Below are 16,086 nucleotides of genomic sequence, written 5' to 3'. Positions count from 1 at the left end.
TTATGCGCTCCGCGGCTCAACGAACATCCGGCCGCGCATCTCCATGTGCAGCGCGTGGCAGAACCACTGGCAATAGAACCAGTGCACGCCCGGACGGTCGGCAATGAAGGTGACCGAGGCGGTGGCCTGCGGCGCAACCTCCATCGCGATGCCGAAGTTCGACAGACACAAACCGTGGGTCACGTCATCCACGTCATCCAGGTTGGTGACATACAACGTTACCTCGTCACCCTGTTTGACGGTGAACTTCTCAAGGCTGAACACCGGCGCGGTCGAGGTCATGTAGACCCGCACCTTGTTGCCATCGCGGATCGGCTCCTCGGCACCCTCTTCCAGATCGACACCATCAGCCTCGGCCTGTTTGCGGGCATCTTCCCACATCGGGTCGTTGCGATCCCAGACATTGACCGGGTTCACCTTGGACCGGTGCACGAGGATCGAGTCATGCGGTTCCGCAAAGGTCGGCCCGTCATGGACCACCTTCATCTTATCACCCGAGATGTCGATCAACTGCTCGTTTTCCGGCTTCAGCGGCCCGACGTTCAGGAAGCGGTCCTTCGAGAACTTATTCATCGAAATCAGCCACTTGCCATCAGCCTCAGCCGTTTCGCCCATCGAGGTCGAATTGTGGCCCGGCTGATAATGCACATCCACTTTGTCGAGGATCGGATCAACATCCGCACCACTGTAGGCTTCGATGGCCTTGGCGATGTCCCACTTCACCACCTGGCTGTCCAGAAACAGGGTGGTGTAGGCGTTGCCTTTGCCATCAAACGCGGTGTGAAGCGGGCCAAGACCCAGCTGCGGTTCCGCCACGATGGCCGAGCGTGGATCGGCATTGTCGGCAAACAGCGCATCGACCTTTTCCACATCGATCACGGATACGGTCGGGGACAGCTTGCCGTTGATCATGATGTGTTTCTTGTCGGGTGCTGCGTTCACTCCGTGCGGCGAGTTCGGGATCGGGATGTAACGGGTCAGGTTACCGCCCGCCTCTTTGCGCCCGTCCACGACCTTGACGCCGTTCAGCTCCTGATAGTTGCCAGCAGCAATCGCGTCTTCGATGCCTTTCAGGTTGAACACGACCACGTGGTCCAGCTCATTCTCGGTCATCTCGGCCAGGTTCATACCCATTTCCGAGTTATACGAGGTCGAGAATGCGTATTTGCCCTGATAGTCGCAGTCAGTGTTGTCGAGGTTGCCCGACACCATCACCTGCCATGCGATCTCCATCGTATCACCATCAATGGCGGTGAAGATGTTCACATATTGCGACGGATCGTCGAGGATCTCACCATCATTGACCAGCGGGGCCTCGTGTTCGCCATTGGCGAAAATGTAACCGGTGCGCGGGTATTTCTGCGGACGCAGACCGTGGATGTCATGCGCGTTCGGGATTTCGATGATCTTGTCGCATTTCATCACGTCGCAGCGGATGCGCGCGACGCGTGTGTTGGCCTTGTCATTCATGAACAAATAGCGGCCATCATAGGTGCCATCGGTGAAGGACATGTGCGGGTGGTGCAGGTCGCCATTGTCATAGGTGACTTTGCCATTGGCGGCCAGGTACTGCTTGGTCTCGGGTAGCAGCCCTTCGGTCAGGATCTTCAGCGACTCGTTGGTTTGGCCCCAGCCGGTGGCCGAGCAGCGGTTGAATACCGGAATGCGCATCAACTCGCGCATCGACGGCACGCCGAGGATACGCACCTCGCCGGTCTGACCCGAGGACCAGAAGCCGTAATATTCGTCCAACTCGCCGGGCTCCAGCGCGGCATTGGCGGCGGCGCTGGCCTCTTTCGCGGTCATCAGGGTGCTGCCCAGACCGGTTCCGGCCAACACGGCGCCGGTTGCAGATGCACCCAGCAGTCCGCGGCGTGTGACGTTCAGTTTCTTATCGTGTTCCGACATGATCGTTCCTCCTTTTTAGGAAACGGTTTGCGGTTTGGCGTTCGGATGGTTCGCCGGTGGTTGTCCGAGGGGGGTTTTCGGTTGAACCGACCCTGTCTTGGCCCGCCGTTTCAACTGGCGGATAACGACGGGACATTTGTCCTCGGACTGGTAGAGCACCTGACAATGCAGGCAGGTGACGCACTCGTTCGGATTGATCTCACCGGTGGGGTGGATCGCCTGAACGGGGCATTCGTTGGCGCAGGTCTGACAGGGGGTGCCGCAATCCTTGTAGCGGCGCAGCCAGTCGAACATGCGGATACGGGCAGGGATCGCCAGCGCACCACCCAAGGGGCAGAGATAGCGGCAATAGAACCGTTCGATGAACAGCCCGATCCCCAGCAGGGTCAGCGCAAAGACCACGAAGGGCCAGTCGCGCATGAACTTCAGAATGATCGCGGTCTTGAACGGCTCGACCTCGGCATAGGTTTCAGCCAGCGGGATCGAGACAAAACTGATCCCGAACAGCACGAGGAAGATCATGTATTTCGCGGGCCAGAGCCGCTCATTCAGGCCCCAGGGCAGAGTCCATTGCGGCACCTTGAAGGCCCGCGCGATCTTGTTGGTCAGTTCCTGCAGCGCGCCAAACGGGCACAGCCAGCCGCAATAAGCACCCCGACCCCAGAACAGCAGCGCGGCAGCGACAGCGAACCATTGGATGAAGACCAACGGGTCCAGCAAGAAGGCATCCCAGGAGAAGCCGGTGCGCAAGCTGCCTGCCAGCGCCATCAGGTTCACCACGCTCAGCTGCGCATTGGCGTACCAGCCGATGAAGAACAGCGTCATGGTCAGGTATCCGATGCGGAACCAATAGAAGACGCGGGCGTTCATGGTGGCGTGGAACTGGAAGAAGAATGTCGCCGTCAGCACCAAAAGCATGACGCCCAGCACCCCGATCTCAACCGTGCGGTCCTTCCAGATGCGTTTCCAAAGCGCGGCCTTGGCTGCCGCCTCGCCGGTGGCGTCATCGACAACTACTGGCGCTGCAACGGGCAGCAGATACTGCTCGGGCAGTTTGTAGCCCAGATCGAAGGTCAGAAAGGTCTTCTCAACCGCGCCTACAGCCCGCTGCGCCAACAGTTGCAGGCGGAAGGGCTCGGCCGGATCAAACTCGGCCTCAGCGGGGATCTTGAAGATGTCCAATTCCGTGAAGCTTGGGGCATCGGGTGCCGCAACCTTGCCCAACCGGCGCTGCTGCTTGTCGAAGAATCGCACCGAATTGTCGCCTTGGATCAACTGAATCCGGTCGAAAATCCCGCCCCGGACATAGCCCGATCCCTTGAAGCTGTAGGCCCCACGCCCCAGCACCAGAATGGCCTGCTCGCCTTCGTCCAGCCAGTCGACCATGTTTTGATATTCGGCCTCACCCAGCAGCGACTTGCCGATCGACGGCACGGATACCAACGCCATATGCATATCAATATAGGTGTCATCTGGTTCGCCGGGTTCAGGGCGTTTGATGGCGCGCTGATCTCCGGTGGCTTCGAACGCAGCGTTGACCTGCCCGATATCCAACGTTAGTCGCCGGACCGAGCCGTTGCCAGACAGGGTGGTCCAGTCGTATACCGCATCCTGCGCCAGATCGACTTCGCGTTTCGGCCCATCGGCCTGCAGCGGAGACAAACCGCCCAACCCCAGCGCCCGCGCCACCTTGATGCCGCCGCGCACAAGACTGTCATCAATCACCATGATCGTGACGGTGGCCCCCGAGATGATATCGAGGTCATGCCCCTCACCGCCGGTTTCAGCCTCAACCTTCAAGTCCAGACCGGCATAGCCTTCGGTCAGCTCAACCATGCGCGCGTTGGGGATGCCAATCAGAACGATAGGCTCCGAGTGTTTGACCAGTTGCACACCGGTCAGCACCGCTTGATCATCGATGGCGGCGACCACATGGATCGGTTTGCCGGAATAGCCGGTGGTGCCAACGAAGTCAGAGGTTAGGAAGGCCCAGGCAACGGTCTCGCCGGCCTTCAGAACGGGTGCAACCGGAACGTCATCGCGGACCGGCCCAATGGCATCAGCACCGGGGGCCAGATCGGCGGGTTCAATCTCGGGCAGGAAGCTGGCGAGGCTGTCGGCATGGGCACTAATCGCCATCAGGCAGGACAGGGCAAGGGCCAGCACTATATGGATTGCGCGACTTACGACCACGGCGCACCTCCGATACTTAGGGTGGACGCCATGGACGCGCGCAGGGCGCGTTCAGCAGTTTCTTGGGTCGGGCGCGGAGGTCCCCGGGTTTCGGGCCACAGCTTATGCGACTTGTACAACATGGAAGATTTGCTGTTCTGAAGCTGTACAACACGGAAGTTTCCGATTTGCGGTATCTGCACCAGCTCGGGTGCGGGCGCTGCACTGGTGACAGCGCACAGCGCGCAATCGGCGCATTTTGGGCAGTACGCGGTCGGGTCTTCGGTGTCCTCCTCAAGATCAACTTCAACCCAGACCGCGCCGCCTTCCGAGCAGATCTCCATCCAGACACTTTCACCGGGACTCGCCAGCACCGGTCCAAAGGCCTGCAACAACAGAAGGAATATGCCTGCCAACCCACATGCCGCGCGAGTTGCGCGTACAGGGAGATTGTGCAGAGGGATCAGGGCAGGCATGGAGTCTCCGACTCGGAAAGCTATGCCTTTGGGGTATTGGATTCTACCGAGTCGCGACTTGACTTAGGTTAGGTGAAGCAAATTTCTGATTTTCTTTTCAAATCAATCGTCTGCCTCATCCATCAGGCCACGCACCCAGCGCCCTGCCAGCCATGAGGCGGGCACGCCCAAGGGGATGGACCATAAGATCGCAGGTACTGGTTCAATGGCACCAAACCCCGCGCTGTGCAGGATCAGCCCAGCCAGAAACAGGTTGATGGCCACGGTCAGAGCCGTGGCCGGATAAAGCAGGATGGCCAGCTTCCAGACCGGCCATTTGCCTTCAGTGGCTGGTGCCTTCCGAGAAGGTGATTTTGTTCCAGACATTGTACTTCCCAGACGGTTTGCGCATCGGCAGGCGGCGGACCTCTTCCAGCGTTTGCGCGTCATAGACGATCACCGCGCCGTCATCTTCCCAGATCGAAACCAGCGCGTGACTGCCATCCTTGGTGAATTCTACATGCGCCACGGTTTTGCCCGGCGCGGGGCGCAAAGTCTTTACGATTTCAAGGCTTTGCTTGTCGATCACATGCATCGCGTCCTTGTTCGGCCCAAAGAACACATCGGCCCAGACATAAGGCGAATTCTCATGGCTGCGCATGAAAAATCCTGGCCCTTCGGTTTTGATCCGCTTGACGGTTTCCCATGTTCCCATGTCGATCACCGAGACCGTGCCATCGGTCAGATGCGGCGTAGCCATCACGGTGGTGTCGCCCTGCTGCCAGGTGATCCCCGAACCTAAGTGAGGCATCCCCGGCAGGTCCAGATCTGCGATCTTATGACCGATCACCAGATCAATCACCTGCCCGCCCTTGCCATCACGCGAGGCGCCCATAACGTATTCATAACTCTGATCGAAAAAGAAATCGTCCAGGTAATCAGGCGTGGTGATCTTGCGCACGGGGAACGGGTCAGGGTTCTTGAACTGCCCCTCGATGCGGAAATCGTGGCCAATACCGGATTGCGGCGGGTTGGCCCCGTAGAACACCTCCCAAATCTCGGGGACATCCTTCAGCGCCAGAACAAAGCTTTCGCGCGGTGGTGCCTGATAAACGGCGGAAACACGGCTGGGAACGCCCTTTTTGCTTTTGACTTCAATGACTTTCGCGACCGACAAGTCCTCTGTCGACAGCAGGGTCAGCGAGTTCGGTAAATAGTTCGCTACCGCCACCCATTTGCCGTCACCCGACATGGCGATGTTGCGGCTGTTTAACCCCGCGCGCACGCGGCCCACCTGTTTCAGCGCCCAGATATCATATTTCTGCACCCAGCCATCGCGCGACATGATGAAGACATAGCGCCCATCGGGGCTGAACTTCGGCCCACCATGCACGGCGAACGGGGTTTCGAACCGATCCAGAACCTCGAACGTATCGCCGTCCAGCACACTGACATGATGATCGCCTGTTTCCACCACCAGCGTGATGTTCATCGGGTCGCTGTCCCAGACAGGCGCGTCAACCGATACGTACTCATCATCCAGAGTCCGGCTGGCCATGATATCGGCCTCGCCCCATTCGGGATCGGTCTCCAGCGGAGATTTCAACCATCCCGCCAGTTCCTCGATCTGCAACGCGTCCAACTCGTGCGAAAACGCAGGCATCTGGGTGGCCGTACGCCCTTCGGCAATCACCGCCGCCACGCGTGGCCCACGCATCCGTTTCAACGTCTCGGGGATCAGCGCCGGACCGACTCCACCCAGACGGTTTTCACCATGGCATGAGGCACAGAATTCGGCATAATCCGAAGGTGCATCAGCCCAAGCTGCGCCGGTCAGCAGCAGCGAGCAGAATGTGCCGATTTTCAAGGTGTCAAAAGAATTGATGCGCCGGATCATGGCTTTTCCCTCGGAACGGCGTGACCTGCAAACGCTCGCCTGCGCCCTGCACGCCGATTTCTTCGTTTGATAGATAGCAGGCCGGGTCCTCGGCCCACGGGTCGCCGGTCAGTTGCAAGGCACGGATGCGGGTGTTGCCGCCGCAGACATCCTTTAACTGACAAGCCCCGCAACGCCCCTTCAAAGGACGCGGACGGGTACGCAGCATGGCGAGCATCGGGTCATCGCTGGTCCAGAGTTCCGAAAACGATTTGGTCTTCACATTGCCAACAGTGTAATCGGACCAATAGGTATCGGGATGCACGCGGCCGAGGTTGTCGATATTGGCCACGCCCAGCCCGCTCGAGTTCCCACCCCACGCCGCCAGATGCTCGCGCACATGGGCGGCTTTGTCGTCGTCGAAATGCGTCCGGACCCAGTTCAGGAAATACCCGGCATCGGCATCGTTATTGCCAGTCACGATATCCAGCGGACGACCGCCTGAGACGGCTTCCCACGCGCGTTCCAACAACAAATCCAAACCCTTACGGGTGCGCAAATGCTCGGCATCCTCGCCTCGGTTCTTGTCACCGCGCCCGGCATAGACGAGGTGAGACAGGTAGAACTTGTCGACACCCTCGTCGTCGCACAGTTGCAGCAGGTCAGGCAGGTGGTGCTGTGTGCCCTCGGTCAGGCAGAACCGCAGACCCACTTTGATGCCGCGCTTCTTACATTCGCGAACACCGCGCAGGGCGTCGGCAAAGGCGCCTTCGACGCCCCGGAACCAGTCATTTGTGGCCCCGATCCCGTCCAGCGAAATGCCGACATAGTTGAAGCCCACGTCGGCGATCATGTCGGCGGTTTCGTCGTAAATCCGCGTACCGTTGGTCGACAGTGCCAGCATCGGCACCAGATCGCGGGCGCGTTTGGCGATGTCGAAGAAATCGAACCGGTCCAGCGGTTCCCCACCCGAGAGGATCAGGGCCGGGACGCGGAATTGGCCCAGATCCTCAAGGGTTACCATGGCTTGCTCGTGACTGAGCTCACCGGGGAACGCGACATCTGCTGAAACGGTGTAACAGTGGCGGCATTTCAGATTGCAGCGCCGCGTCAGGTTCCAGATCACTACCGGCTTCACCGGGCCGGGACGGCGTCTGCGCACCGGTGTCGGTTTGACGAGCTGCTGCATGTATTCAGTCAGGCGGAACATGTCTCAGCCTTTCTTTTTCAACCGCAGCCCTGTCTTCTTCAGGATGCGCGTGGAATAAAGGATGTCCTTGGCCCGGCAGGCCTCGCCCAGAATGGCGGTGATCTCGGCGCGTTTTTCCTCGACCTCGTCCCGGTCAGAACCGTGGACCATGGCGAACAGGTTATATGGCCAATCGGGCAGGGCGCGGGGACGTTCGTAGCAGTGGGTGACAAAGGGCAGCGCCCCGATCTGAGTGCCCAATTCCGCAATCTGGCTGTCGTCTACATCCCAAACAGTCATCCCGTTTGCCGTCATCCCCAGCTTGTAGTGGTTCGGAGCGGCGGCGATGCGGCGGATAACACCATGGGATTTCAGCTCCGCCAGACGATACAAAAGGGCATCCTCGTCCAACCCAAGCTTTTCGGCAACGGCTGCGTAAGGCGCAGGCACAAGCGGCAGACCGCTTTGCAGCGCTTCGATAATCTCTCTGTCCTGAACGTCGATCATGCTGCCACCCGGAAGCCGATGAAAAATTCCTGTAGTTTGGGGAAACGGAGAACTTCGATCCCCGTTTCCCGTTCGATCGCATCAGCGGCGGCCTCGATCCCCTCAGGCGTTTCGGTGGCCAGCACGAACCACATGTTCAGCCGGTGCGTACGCTCATAATTATGGGCAACCTCGGCGTGCGCATTGACTTTGGTCAGGACGGTTTCGAATTCATCCTCTGGCACGGCCATGGCGCACAGGCAGAACGCTCCACCCATTGCAGCGGCGTCGAAAAACGGGCCGAAACGTGTGATGATCCGCTGCTCTTTCATTCGTGCGAGACGGGTTAGGAGTTCGTCTTCGGGAATCCCAAGTTCCTGAGCTACACTGGCAAAGGGATGCGCGGTCAGCGGCAGGTCATCCTGCATCCGGTTCAGGATTACGCGGTCGGTTGCGTCCATAGTCATGCTGCTGCCTCTTTCGGTTGGATCAACGCGCCGGTCTGTTTGAAACAACGGGTCGAGAACAGCACTTTGTTCCGTGCGCCTGCCAGTTCGGGCAGAGCGGCGGCTGCGGCCAGAACCTCCATCGCTTCGGGGCGCGAGCGTGCATGGATCATGGAATAGAGGCGATAGGGCCAGACATCCTTGACCGGGTTGCGCTCATAGCAAAGCGTCACGCCGGGATAGGCCGCCAGCGCCGGTCCAGCCGTGTCCACCTGTTCGGGCGGCATGTCCCAAACAACCATCGCATTGGCTGACCAGCCGAGTGCCCGGTGGCGCACGATAACCCCGAGACGAGAGATTATGCCTGCTGTTTGCAGCGCTTCGATACGTCCCATTACGTTGGAATCATCTCTGCCCAGCGTTTGTGCCAATGCGGCATAAGGAATCTCTGTCAGGGTCAGGCCCGAGCTGAGCGCCTGCAGCAACTCGCGATCTCCGGGCTGCATGGCTGAGCGATCCACCTTACGAAGGCCAGGAACATTGCGTGTTTTTCCCGACATACGGAAGCCCAAATCGACGTTGAATGGACGTACGAGGCGCAGGTCCAGAACCCGCAGTCCGGAACGCTGCGATATCCGTGCAAGGGTGTCATCGACATGGGTGCGATCCGGGCCGGTTGCGACGAACCAGAGGTTCCAGTCATCCTCCCGCTGGTAGTTGTGGTTCACGCCCGGTTCGGCGTCGATCAGGGCTGCAATCTCTTCCAACCGATGTTCGGGGGCCGCAACAGCGGCCAAGGTGCTGGCCGAAACCGCGCCCGGAGCGATGGTGGCACCCACGCGTGTAATCCGCCCGGTGGCCTGCATGCGAGTTAGGCGATCAATCACCTCGGCTTCGTCCAGCCCTAGCAAAGACGCCAACACCTGAAACGGACGCTCTGTTATCGGAAAGTCGCGCTGAAACTCGTCCAGCAAACGACGGTCGATGGGATCGGTGATGTGTTGCATGTCAAAGCCCCATTCTGTGCGCACGGGCGGTGAAGAAAATGCCGGATGGCCTGTCGGCGTCGATCTCGCGCAGTTTTTCAAACGTTTGCGTGTCGTAGACCATAACCTTGTTGGCGTCGCGCACGCTAATCCAGACCTCATGCCCTCGCGGAGTGAACTCCATATGCAGTACGGCAGGGCCGGGTTTGAATTCGTGAATGATCTCCTTGGTCACAGAATCAATAACCTGAATGGTGTCGTTCAGAGGGTGGGCAAAGTTCACCCAAACCTGCCGCCCGTCAGGACGGGCCATGGCAAAGACCGGCTGACCATGGGTCTGCGTACGTCCGGTCTCGGTCAGAGTGTCGGCGTCGATCCACAGCACCTCGTGATGGCCGACGGCGGGCAGTACGAACTCGCGCCCGGTCAGCGCCCAGCCTTCCAGATGAGGCATCTTGTAGACCGGCATTTCTTCTTGCCCGCGCCCATAGTTGGGCAGCACGCGGATGGGTTCGGGCGTCTCGGCCCAAAGGTCCAGCGCGGTCAGGCCATCCTCGCCAAACAAGCCGGTGATATAGGTGCGGCCATTTGCGGTGATCAGCGCGTCGTAAGGATTCTTGCCTATGTCGGGGATCTTGGTGATCGCGGGTGCGCCGTTGGAGAAATCAGCAATCCAGGTCTCGCCCGTGTCCCACATGGTAAAAACAAACCGGCGGCCGGGTGCATCGACCAATCCGATGGTTTTGCTGTCGGTAGGAATGTCCGCGACCATCTCTAGCGTGTCCGCATCGAAGACGCGCACACCGCCAGGTTCATAATTCGATACAGCGACCAGCTCGCCGTCATCCGAAATGGCACCGCCAATGGCGTTGCCCGCCTGCACGACCCGGTTCACGATCTGGCGGGTGACGATATCCACCTTAGTCAGGCCGCCGTCTCGTCCAAATACATAGGCAAAGCGTTCATCGGGTGAATAGACCAGCGAGGCATGGGACAGATCGCCCAGACCTTCGATCCGCGCCAGCGCTGCGCGGTCGGATTGGTCCACCAGAAGAACCGAGCCCTTGGCGCGTTCGATCACAAGTCCTAGGTCGCCGGTCGCCGTGGGTTCAGCCTGGGCGGTGGTCATCATAAGGGTGGCGGCGAGGGTAAGGATGAGCTGTTTCATTGTGCCTCCTGTGCCAGCAGGTAACGGGCGATCCATTCGGCCTCTTCTTCGCTGATCAGAGGCCGCCATGGGGGCATCGCGGTGTCGGGGATGCCGTCGAGGATCACGCCGGTCAGAACGTCCGCGTCGTAGTGCTCCAGAGTCTCGGATCTCAGATCAGGGCCGAGACCACCTTTCAGCGACAGCCCGTGGCAAGAGCCGCAGTCCTGATGGACAAGACGCTTCAGTGCGTTGGGGTCAAGAGTGTCGGCGGCGAAGGCCGTGGTGGCAACAAGCACTGCGGAAGTGAGAACCGCACGTGCCGCCCATCCTTTGCGTCCTCTCACAGCCGGTTGCTGTGCTGGCCTTCTGGAACCGAACTTAGCCATGCGCCTGCTCCAAAAGGTCGGCCACAGGCCGTTCTGCGTAAAGTGAAACTACCTTGCCGATGATGAACAGCGTGGGCGCCTTTAGCCCGGCCTTGCGCACATCAGCGGCCAGCCGATCCAGCCGGGATACCATCCGGCGCTCATCAGGTGTGGTCGCTTTGCCAACCGCCAAAACCGGAGTTGAGCCGGGCAGGTTCTCAGTCATCAGTCCCATGGCGATCTGGCCGATATTGGCGACGCCCATGTAGACGACCAAGGTCGAATCCGGGTCGGCCAGACGTTTCCAATCCAGATCCAGCACCTTGTCGGCCTGTCGGTGCCCGGTGACATATTGCACCGATGTCGCCAACCCGCGATGGGTCAGCGGCACGCCGGTGGAACAGGATGCCCCTTGGGCGGCGGTGATGCCCGGCGCGTATTCGACTGGGATGCCGTTTGCCATCAGATGCGCCGCCTCTTCCGAGCCGCGTCCGAAGATCATCGGATCGCCGCCCTTAAGGCGCGCAACGGTGTGACCGGCGCTGGCTTCCTCGACGAGGATTTCGTTGATGCGATCCTGCGGCACGGTATGACACTTGGGGGCCTTCCCAACCGGGATCAGCCGTGCGCCATCAGCGTGCAGATTGAGGATATCGGCCGAGACCAGACGGTCATAGACCACCACGTCCGCCTCTTGCAGCATCCGCAGCGCGCGCAGGGTCATCAGTTCGGGGTCACCGGGGCCTGCGCCAATCAGAAAAACCTTACCGCTCATGTGCAAACTCGCTTGGTCTGAATGTCTTCGGAGCCCGGAATTCCTGTGCGATCAGGGGACGTTGCTGGGTGAGCCGGGCGTGTCATGCGGCCAGACTGGCGTAATCGGAAAGGAACCTCCTTGACTAAAGTTAAGGAGCGCGGGAATTGCCCCGCGCTCCTTTCGGCTTGCCTGTATGATTGCCTCGGCTCAGGGTTCGACGGTGATCATGCCGATCATGTTCTGTGTCTCCCAATGTGGGCCACACAGATAGTCCTGCGGACCCGGGGTGAGGAAGGTCAGGTCAACCGTCTCCTCAGGAAACAAACGGTCGCTTTCGGGCTCGCTGCCGTCTTTCAGCAGGACCGAGTGACTGGTGCGCTTATCGACATTCACCCAGCGCACGGTTGTGCCCGGTTTCACGGTTAGCTCGGCTGGGCAGAACGTGTATTTGTACATCAGCACCACATCGGCATCCTCAACGGCGGAGGAGGGCTGACCGAACAGCTCGACATAGCGCTCTTCGGCTTCGGCACACAGCGCGGCGGTGTCCTCTGCCCATGCGGGCGCGGCCAGAAGCAGCAGCGCAGGGAGAAGGTGTTGGGGTTTCATTGTCCAAGTCTCCTCTTTTGAGCGGAAGGGACCGGATCGCCCGGTCCTTCTTCCTTATTGTTTGACGACGTTGATGAAGGCGTTGTCGTCGTCCAATGCCAGGCTGGTATCCAGCGTCACGTGGTGGAACCGTGCGGCGGCAAAGTCATCGTGGATGGCAAAGCCCACCGTATAGGTCTGACCGGCCTCCAGCGGCACGTCACCGGCTGCGCCCGAGTTCAATGGGCGGGTGAAGACCACGGTCCACATACCTGCATCAAGGCTGGCCGAGGCGGCGATCTCACCGTCATTGACCACGCGCTGTTCCAGCAGATAGCCGTTGGTGGCGCTACCGTCCGCGTAGACGCGCATCAGGTCCAGATAGGTGCCATCGGCCAGATACTGCTCGATCTGATCGGCGGCCTGCAGCTTGTCCCAGCCACCCAGCGCCTTACCGCGGCGGCCTTTGATCTCGACCTCGGTGCGGCTTTCGCTGATGTATTTGGTCACAGTGTCCTGCGTGCTCAGCCGACCCGAGACATCGCCGTTTGCGGCAATCGCCTCGGCACCCGGGTCAAAGGGCATGTAGCTGTTGTCTGCATGGCACGAGGCCCAGCAGCCGACCTGATCGCCCAGCTCAATCCCAGTGCCGGTGATCATCATGGCCACCTTGATCTGGTTGTCCGGGTCCATCTTGCCGCCATCGACAAAGGGGGCGGGGTTGTGGCCCGCATCCGGCCATTGCAGACGGATATACAAGGTCTCATCATCATGAGCGGCTTGCACGGTCGCATCGATCACACCACGTTTGCCCGGGATCGGGGTTGGTTCCAGATCCCCACCGGCCACGATCTTGTTGCCGATCGCGTCCAGTTCGGCAGCGTGACAGGTGGTGCACTTGTCTCCGCCCTTGGTCAAAGGACGTGCTCCTCCGTGGGATCTGCCGTTCTGAACCCATTCAAACGAGGCCTGACCGGGATAGAACAGTTTCATATCTGCACCGGGGACAGCGGCCCAATCGATATTTGTGCCAACATCGCTGCCGCCACCTGCCGGGGCTGCGGCTTCTTCGCCAGAAGCTTTGGCACGCTCTTCCGCGACGGCTGCGTCAACCGCTGCTGCGATCTGGGCCTGTACGGCTTCTTGCTGGGCTACACGCGCGGCTTTCTCAGCCTCGGCATCGGCAGCTTCCTTGGCTTCGATGCGTTCGAGACTGGCCAGGTATTCGGCCGGGATTTCGCGAATGAAATCTGGGTTCGGCGCTTCAAGCTTTTCCAGATACTCTTCGTCGGCCCGGTCGCGGGCGTCCGAGTGCGCAATCCCCTTGTGGCAGTCAATACAGGTCTGACCGACGGTCATCGCGTTTAGGTGCTGCTGACGGGCGCGGGGTTTCTGGAACTCGGGCATCATCGACTCGAAGTCATGGCAGTTGCGGCACTCGCGCGAGTCCGTGGATTTCATCCGCTCCCATTCGTTCATAGCCAGATGTACGCGCTTGGCTTCAAACTTTTCGCGGGTGTTGATGGTGCCGACCACCTTGCCATACAGTTCTTTGGACGCCTTGATCTTGCGGATGATCTTGTGGGTCCAGTCCTTGGGCACGTGGCAGTCGGAACAGACCGCGCCCACCCCCGAACGGTTCACGTCGTGGATCGTGCCGGTGTATTCCTCGTAAACGAAATCTCGCATCTCGTGGCACGAGACGCAGAATTCCTTGGTGTTGGTAGCTTCCATAGCGGTGTTGAACCCGCCCCAGAAGATGATGCCGGCGGCAAAGGCCGCAGCGATCCCGGCCACGGGCATTCCCCACAGGAAATACCGGCGCCAGATTGGTTTTTTCTTTTCCGGTTCGGAGGTCATATCCGGTCTCCGTTTTGGCTTCTTTTTCTGGCCCTGGATGTCAGGCCTGTGGATTTGGCTGATGAGTCAAACGAGGAAAGGGCGGGCGAGGGGCCCGCCCTTTCCGGTGCTGAGTACAAAACCCGTCAGGTGACGTGGTTCGAACGGTTGTAGACGTTGAACTTGCCGGTGGGTGCAAACAGTCCCTTCACGCGGCCGATCTCTTCCAGCGTCTTGGCGTCGAAGATCACGATCTCACCATTTGGCTCTTTCGAGGTCGAGCGGTTCCACTTGGACACCCAGACCTCGGATCCGTCTTGGTTGAACTCGAAGTGGACGGCGACGTTTCCTTCCTCTTCTGTGATCTGGATCGTTTTCACGATCTCACCGGTTGCTTTGTCGATGACCTGCACCGATTGCTGGATCTCAGGCTCGGGGTGCTTGGTCTGGTCGGCCCAGATGTAGTCCGAGTTCGGATGGGTCCGGATGAATAGACCGGGTCCGTCGGTTTCCACCTCATAGCAGACCTTCCAGGCATCGTCCGGGCGGCCTTCGGGGTCGTTGCCCCAAACGGTAACCGTGCCTTCGCCCAAGTGGGTCGTACCGGCAACAGGACCGCAATTCGGGTCATCCCAGTTGGCGCCCGGGCCGGGGTGCGGCAGCGGCGCGGTATCGATCATAGCTTCCAGCTTATGAGTCTCGGTATCGACCACGACCATCTTGTTCGACGCGTTTGCGGCGATCTGGAAATAACGGCCGGTCGGATCAAAGAACCCGTCATGCAGGAACTTTGCGCTGTCGATCTTGTCGATACGCAGGTTGTCCAGATCGGAGTAGTCCACCTGCCAAAGCTGACCGAGCTCCTTGACGGCCACGATCCATGTGGGCTCGTTCGGGGTGGTGTAGATGGCGGCCACGCGGGCCTCTTCCACATAATCCCCGTCCACGTTGTAACCCCGGGTCGAGACAACCTTCTTCGGCTCCATGGTTTCGGCGTCGACGATGGCGAAATGAGGGGGCCAGTAGGCGCCACCGATGACGTATTTACCGTCACCCGATACCGCCACGTCGCGAGCGTCATAACCAATGGTAACCTCGGCAACCAGCATGTTTTCAGGCTTCTGCCACAGGTCGATCTTGGTCATCTTGCCGTCACGGCCCATGGTGTACCAGAAGCGGCCCGGATTTTCGGGTTCTTCCAGTTTATGGTGCTCGGACGCTTTCAGGACGTGCACCGCATAACCGGTCGGGATATGCGCCAGCACTTCCTTGGTGTCACCGTCGATCACGGCCACCTTGCCCACGTCACGCTCGATGACCACGAAGAAGTTTTCCCAGTTGCGGCCATGCAGCGGCTCGGTCGGGTAGTCTTCGGGTTCGACATAGACCTTGCGGGTCGCCATCATCTGCTCAAGCGACATTTCTGGCGGTTGGGGTGGCTCCATCTGGATGTAAGTCGCCATATCGCGGATTTCTTCTTCGGACATCACGTCCGAGAAGTTGTTCATCCCGCCTTCGGTGCCCCATGCGATGATTTTTTCCAGCCGCTCCTGCCCCAGTTTCAGGGTGCCCGACTCGGTTACGGTACCATCGTCATTCTTCGTTTCAACCAGAGGCTCAAGGCTTTTGCCGGTTGCCCCTTTGCGCAACACACCGTGACAACCGGCGCAGCGCTCAAAGTAAAGTTGTTTTGATGATTCAAAGGCTTCCTTGCTCAGGGTTGGCTCTTCGGCAAAGACTGGCGCAGCGACGCTGCCCAGCAACATTGCCAAACCGACCCCTAAGGCGCGGCCAGTTCTGTTGTAGCTGATTCCAAGTGACATGATCACTCTCCATTTGCTGGTGAGGCAGGTCCTAGGGTGAAACATC

At 59.7% G+C, this 16,086-nt stretch carries 15 protein-coding genes; all 15 read right to left on the bottom strand.

Features of this window, described 5'->3' with window-relative positions; all coding sequences use genetic code 11:
• The 15 genes from nosZ to ACR0KC_RS19570 all read right to left on the bottom strand — a co-directional run bounded on the left by nosZ (nt 1) and on the right by ACR0KC_RS19570 (nt 16,040).
• Nucleotides 1–1,908 (bottom strand): TAT-dependent nitrous-oxide reductase, encoded by a 1,908-nt coding sequence (gene nosZ, locus ACR0KC_RS19640; RefSeq protein ID WP_480571929.1) that lies wholly within the window; start codon nt 1,906–1,908, stop codon nt 1–3.
• Between the two features lie 15 nt (nt 1,909–1,923).
• A complete protein-coding gene (locus tag ACR0KC_RS19635) occupies nt 1,924–4,047 on the bottom strand; it encodes a 4Fe-4S binding protein (RefSeq protein WP_480707489.1) in 2,124 nt (707 codons plus the stop codon).
• A gap of 44 nt (nt 4,048–4,091) precedes the next feature.
• On the bottom strand, nt 4,092–4,556 hold the full coding sequence (locus ACR0KC_RS19630) for a DUF2946 family protein (protein ID WP_170737087.1): 465 nt from the start codon (nt 4,554–4,556) through the stop codon (nt 4,092–4,094).
• A gap of 102 nt (nt 4,557–4,658) precedes the next feature.
• Complete coding sequence (locus tag ACR0KC_RS19625) at nt 4,659–4,922, bottom strand: hypothetical protein (RefSeq protein ID WP_170398115.1); 264 nt, start codon at nt 4,920–4,922, stop codon at nt 4,659–4,661.
• Nucleotides 4,879–6,432, bottom strand: coding sequence for a nitrite reductase (locus tag ACR0KC_RS19620; protein ID WP_170408077.1), 1,554 nt, complete (start codon nt 6,430–6,432; stop codon nt 4,879–4,881). Before ACR0KC_RS19620 ends, ACR0KC_RS19625 begins: the two co-directional genes overlap by 44 nt.
• A complete protein-coding gene (gene nirJ / locus ACR0KC_RS19615; RefSeq protein ID WP_480562906.1) occupies nt 6,407–7,621 on the bottom strand; it encodes a heme d1 biosynthesis radical SAM protein NirJ in 1,215 nt (404 codons plus the stop codon). The genes ACR0KC_RS19620 and nirJ overlap by 26 nt, the downstream gene beginning before the upstream one ends.
• A 3-nt stretch (nt 7,622–7,624) precedes the next feature.
• The gene (ahbB, locus tag ACR0KC_RS19610) at nt 7,625–8,107 is read right to left on the bottom strand and encodes a siroheme decarboxylase subunit beta (protein ID WP_170398124.1); all 483 of its coding nucleotides are present in this window, start codon (nt 8,105–8,107) and stop codon (nt 7,625–7,627) included.
• On the bottom strand, nt 8,104–8,553 hold the full coding sequence (locus ACR0KC_RS19605; protein WP_170513576.1) for an Lrp/AsnC family transcriptional regulator: 450 nt from the start codon (nt 8,551–8,553) through the stop codon (nt 8,104–8,106). Before ACR0KC_RS19605 ends, ahbB (ACR0KC_RS19610) begins: the two co-directional genes overlap by 4 nt.
• Complete coding sequence (ahbB, locus tag ACR0KC_RS19600) at nt 8,550–9,539, bottom strand: siroheme decarboxylase subunit beta (protein WP_480707451.1); 990 nt, start codon at nt 9,537–9,539, stop codon at nt 8,550–8,552. Before ahbB (ACR0KC_RS19600) ends, ACR0KC_RS19605 begins: the two co-directional genes overlap by 4 nt.
• A gap of 1 nt (nt 9,540) precedes the next feature.
• Entirely contained in the window at nt 9,541–10,686 is a 1,146-nt protein-coding gene (locus ACR0KC_RS19595) for a cytochrome D1 domain-containing protein (RefSeq protein WP_480707450.1), read from the bottom strand.
• Nucleotides 10,683–11,054, bottom strand: a complete 372-nt coding sequence (locus ACR0KC_RS19590; protein ID WP_480459890.1) for a c-type cytochrome — start codon at nt 11,052–11,054, stop codon at nt 10,683–10,685. The genes ACR0KC_RS19595 and ACR0KC_RS19590 overlap by 4 nt, the downstream gene beginning before the upstream one ends.
• Nucleotides 11,047–11,808, bottom strand: coding sequence for a uroporphyrinogen-III C-methyltransferase (cobA, locus tag ACR0KC_RS19585; RefSeq protein WP_170408092.1), 762 nt, complete (start codon nt 11,806–11,808; stop codon nt 11,047–11,049). The genes ACR0KC_RS19590 and cobA overlap by 8 nt, the downstream gene beginning before the upstream one ends.
• Nucleotides 11,809–11,997: 189 nt before the next feature.
• The gene (locus ACR0KC_RS19580) at nt 11,998–12,399 is read right to left on the bottom strand and encodes a plastocyanin/azurin family copper-binding protein (protein WP_170408094.1); all 402 of its coding nucleotides are present in this window, start codon (nt 12,397–12,399) and stop codon (nt 11,998–12,000) included.
• A gap of 54 nt (nt 12,400–12,453) precedes the next feature.
• Entirely contained in the window at nt 12,454–14,238 is a 1,785-nt protein-coding gene (locus tag ACR0KC_RS19575) for a NapC/NirT family cytochrome c (RefSeq protein WP_480772156.1), read from the bottom strand.
• 125 nt (nt 14,239–14,363) lie between these two features.
• Nucleotides 14,364–16,040, bottom strand: coding sequence for a cytochrome D1 domain-containing protein (locus ACR0KC_RS19570; protein ID WP_480571905.1), 1,677 nt, complete (start codon nt 16,038–16,040; stop codon nt 14,364–14,366).
• Nucleotides 16,041–16,086 lie beyond the last annotated feature (46 nt).

Source organism: Ruegeria sp. CF3, assembly GCF_056537365.1.
The sequence above is the reverse complement of the archived record's forward strand: the minus strand, read 5'-3'. Positions and strand labels throughout refer to the sequence as shown.

Coding starts and splice junctions, on each gene's coding strand:
- ACR0KC_RS19625 (WP_170398115.1), bottom strand. CDS start 4,922: ATGTCTGGAACAAAATCACCTTCTCGGAAGGCACCAGCCACTGAAGGC.
- ACR0KC_RS19595 (WP_480707450.1), bottom strand. CDS start 10,686: ATGAAACAGCTCATCCTTACCCTCGCCGCCACCCTTATGATGACCACC.
- ACR0KC_RS19575 (WP_480772156.1), bottom strand. CDS start 14,238: ATGACCTCCGAACCGGAAAAGAAAAAACCAATCTGGCGCCGGTATTTC.
- ACR0KC_RS19570 (WP_480571905.1), bottom strand. CDS start 16,040: ATGTCACTTGGAATCAGCTACAACAGAACTGGCCGCGCCTTAGGGGTC.
- ACR0KC_RS19630 (WP_170737087.1), bottom strand. CDS start 4,556: ATGCCTGCCCTGATCCCTCTGCACAATCTCCCTGTACGCGCAACTCGC.
- ACR0KC_RS19590 (WP_480459890.1), bottom strand. CDS start 11,054: ATGGCTAAGTTCGGTTCCAGAAGGCCAGCACAGCAACCGGCTGTGAGA.
- ACR0KC_RS19635 (WP_480707489.1), bottom strand. CDS start 4,047: ATGGCGATTAGTGCCCATGCCGACAGCCTCGCCAGCTTCCTGCCCGAG.
- ACR0KC_RS19580 (WP_170408094.1), bottom strand. CDS start 12,399: ATGAAACCCCAACACCTTCTCCCTGCGCTGCTGCTTCTGGCCGCGCCC.
- cobA (WP_170408092.1), bottom strand. CDS start 11,808: ATGAGCGGTAAGGTTTTTCTGATTGGCGCAGGCCCCGGTGACCCCGAA.
- ACR0KC_RS19620 (WP_170408077.1), bottom strand. CDS start 6,432: ATGATCCGGCGCATCAATTCTTTTGACACCTTGAAAATCGGCACATTC.
- ahbB (WP_480707451.1), bottom strand. CDS start 9,539: ATGCAACACATCACCGATCCCATCGACCGTCGTTTGCTGGACGAGTTT.
- ACR0KC_RS19605 (WP_170513576.1), bottom strand. CDS start 8,553: ATGACTATGGACGCAACCGACCGCGTAATCCTGAACCGGATGCAGGAT.
- nosZ (WP_480571929.1), bottom strand. CDS start 1,908: ATGTCGGAACACGATAAGAAACTGAACGTCACACGCCGCGGACTGCTG.
- nirJ (WP_480562906.1), bottom strand. CDS start 7,621: ATGTTCCGCCTGACTGAATACATGCAGCAGCTCGTCAAACCGACACCG.
- ahbB (WP_170398124.1), bottom strand. CDS start 8,107: ATGATCGACGTTCAGGACAGAGAGATTATCGAAGCGCTGCAAAGCGGT.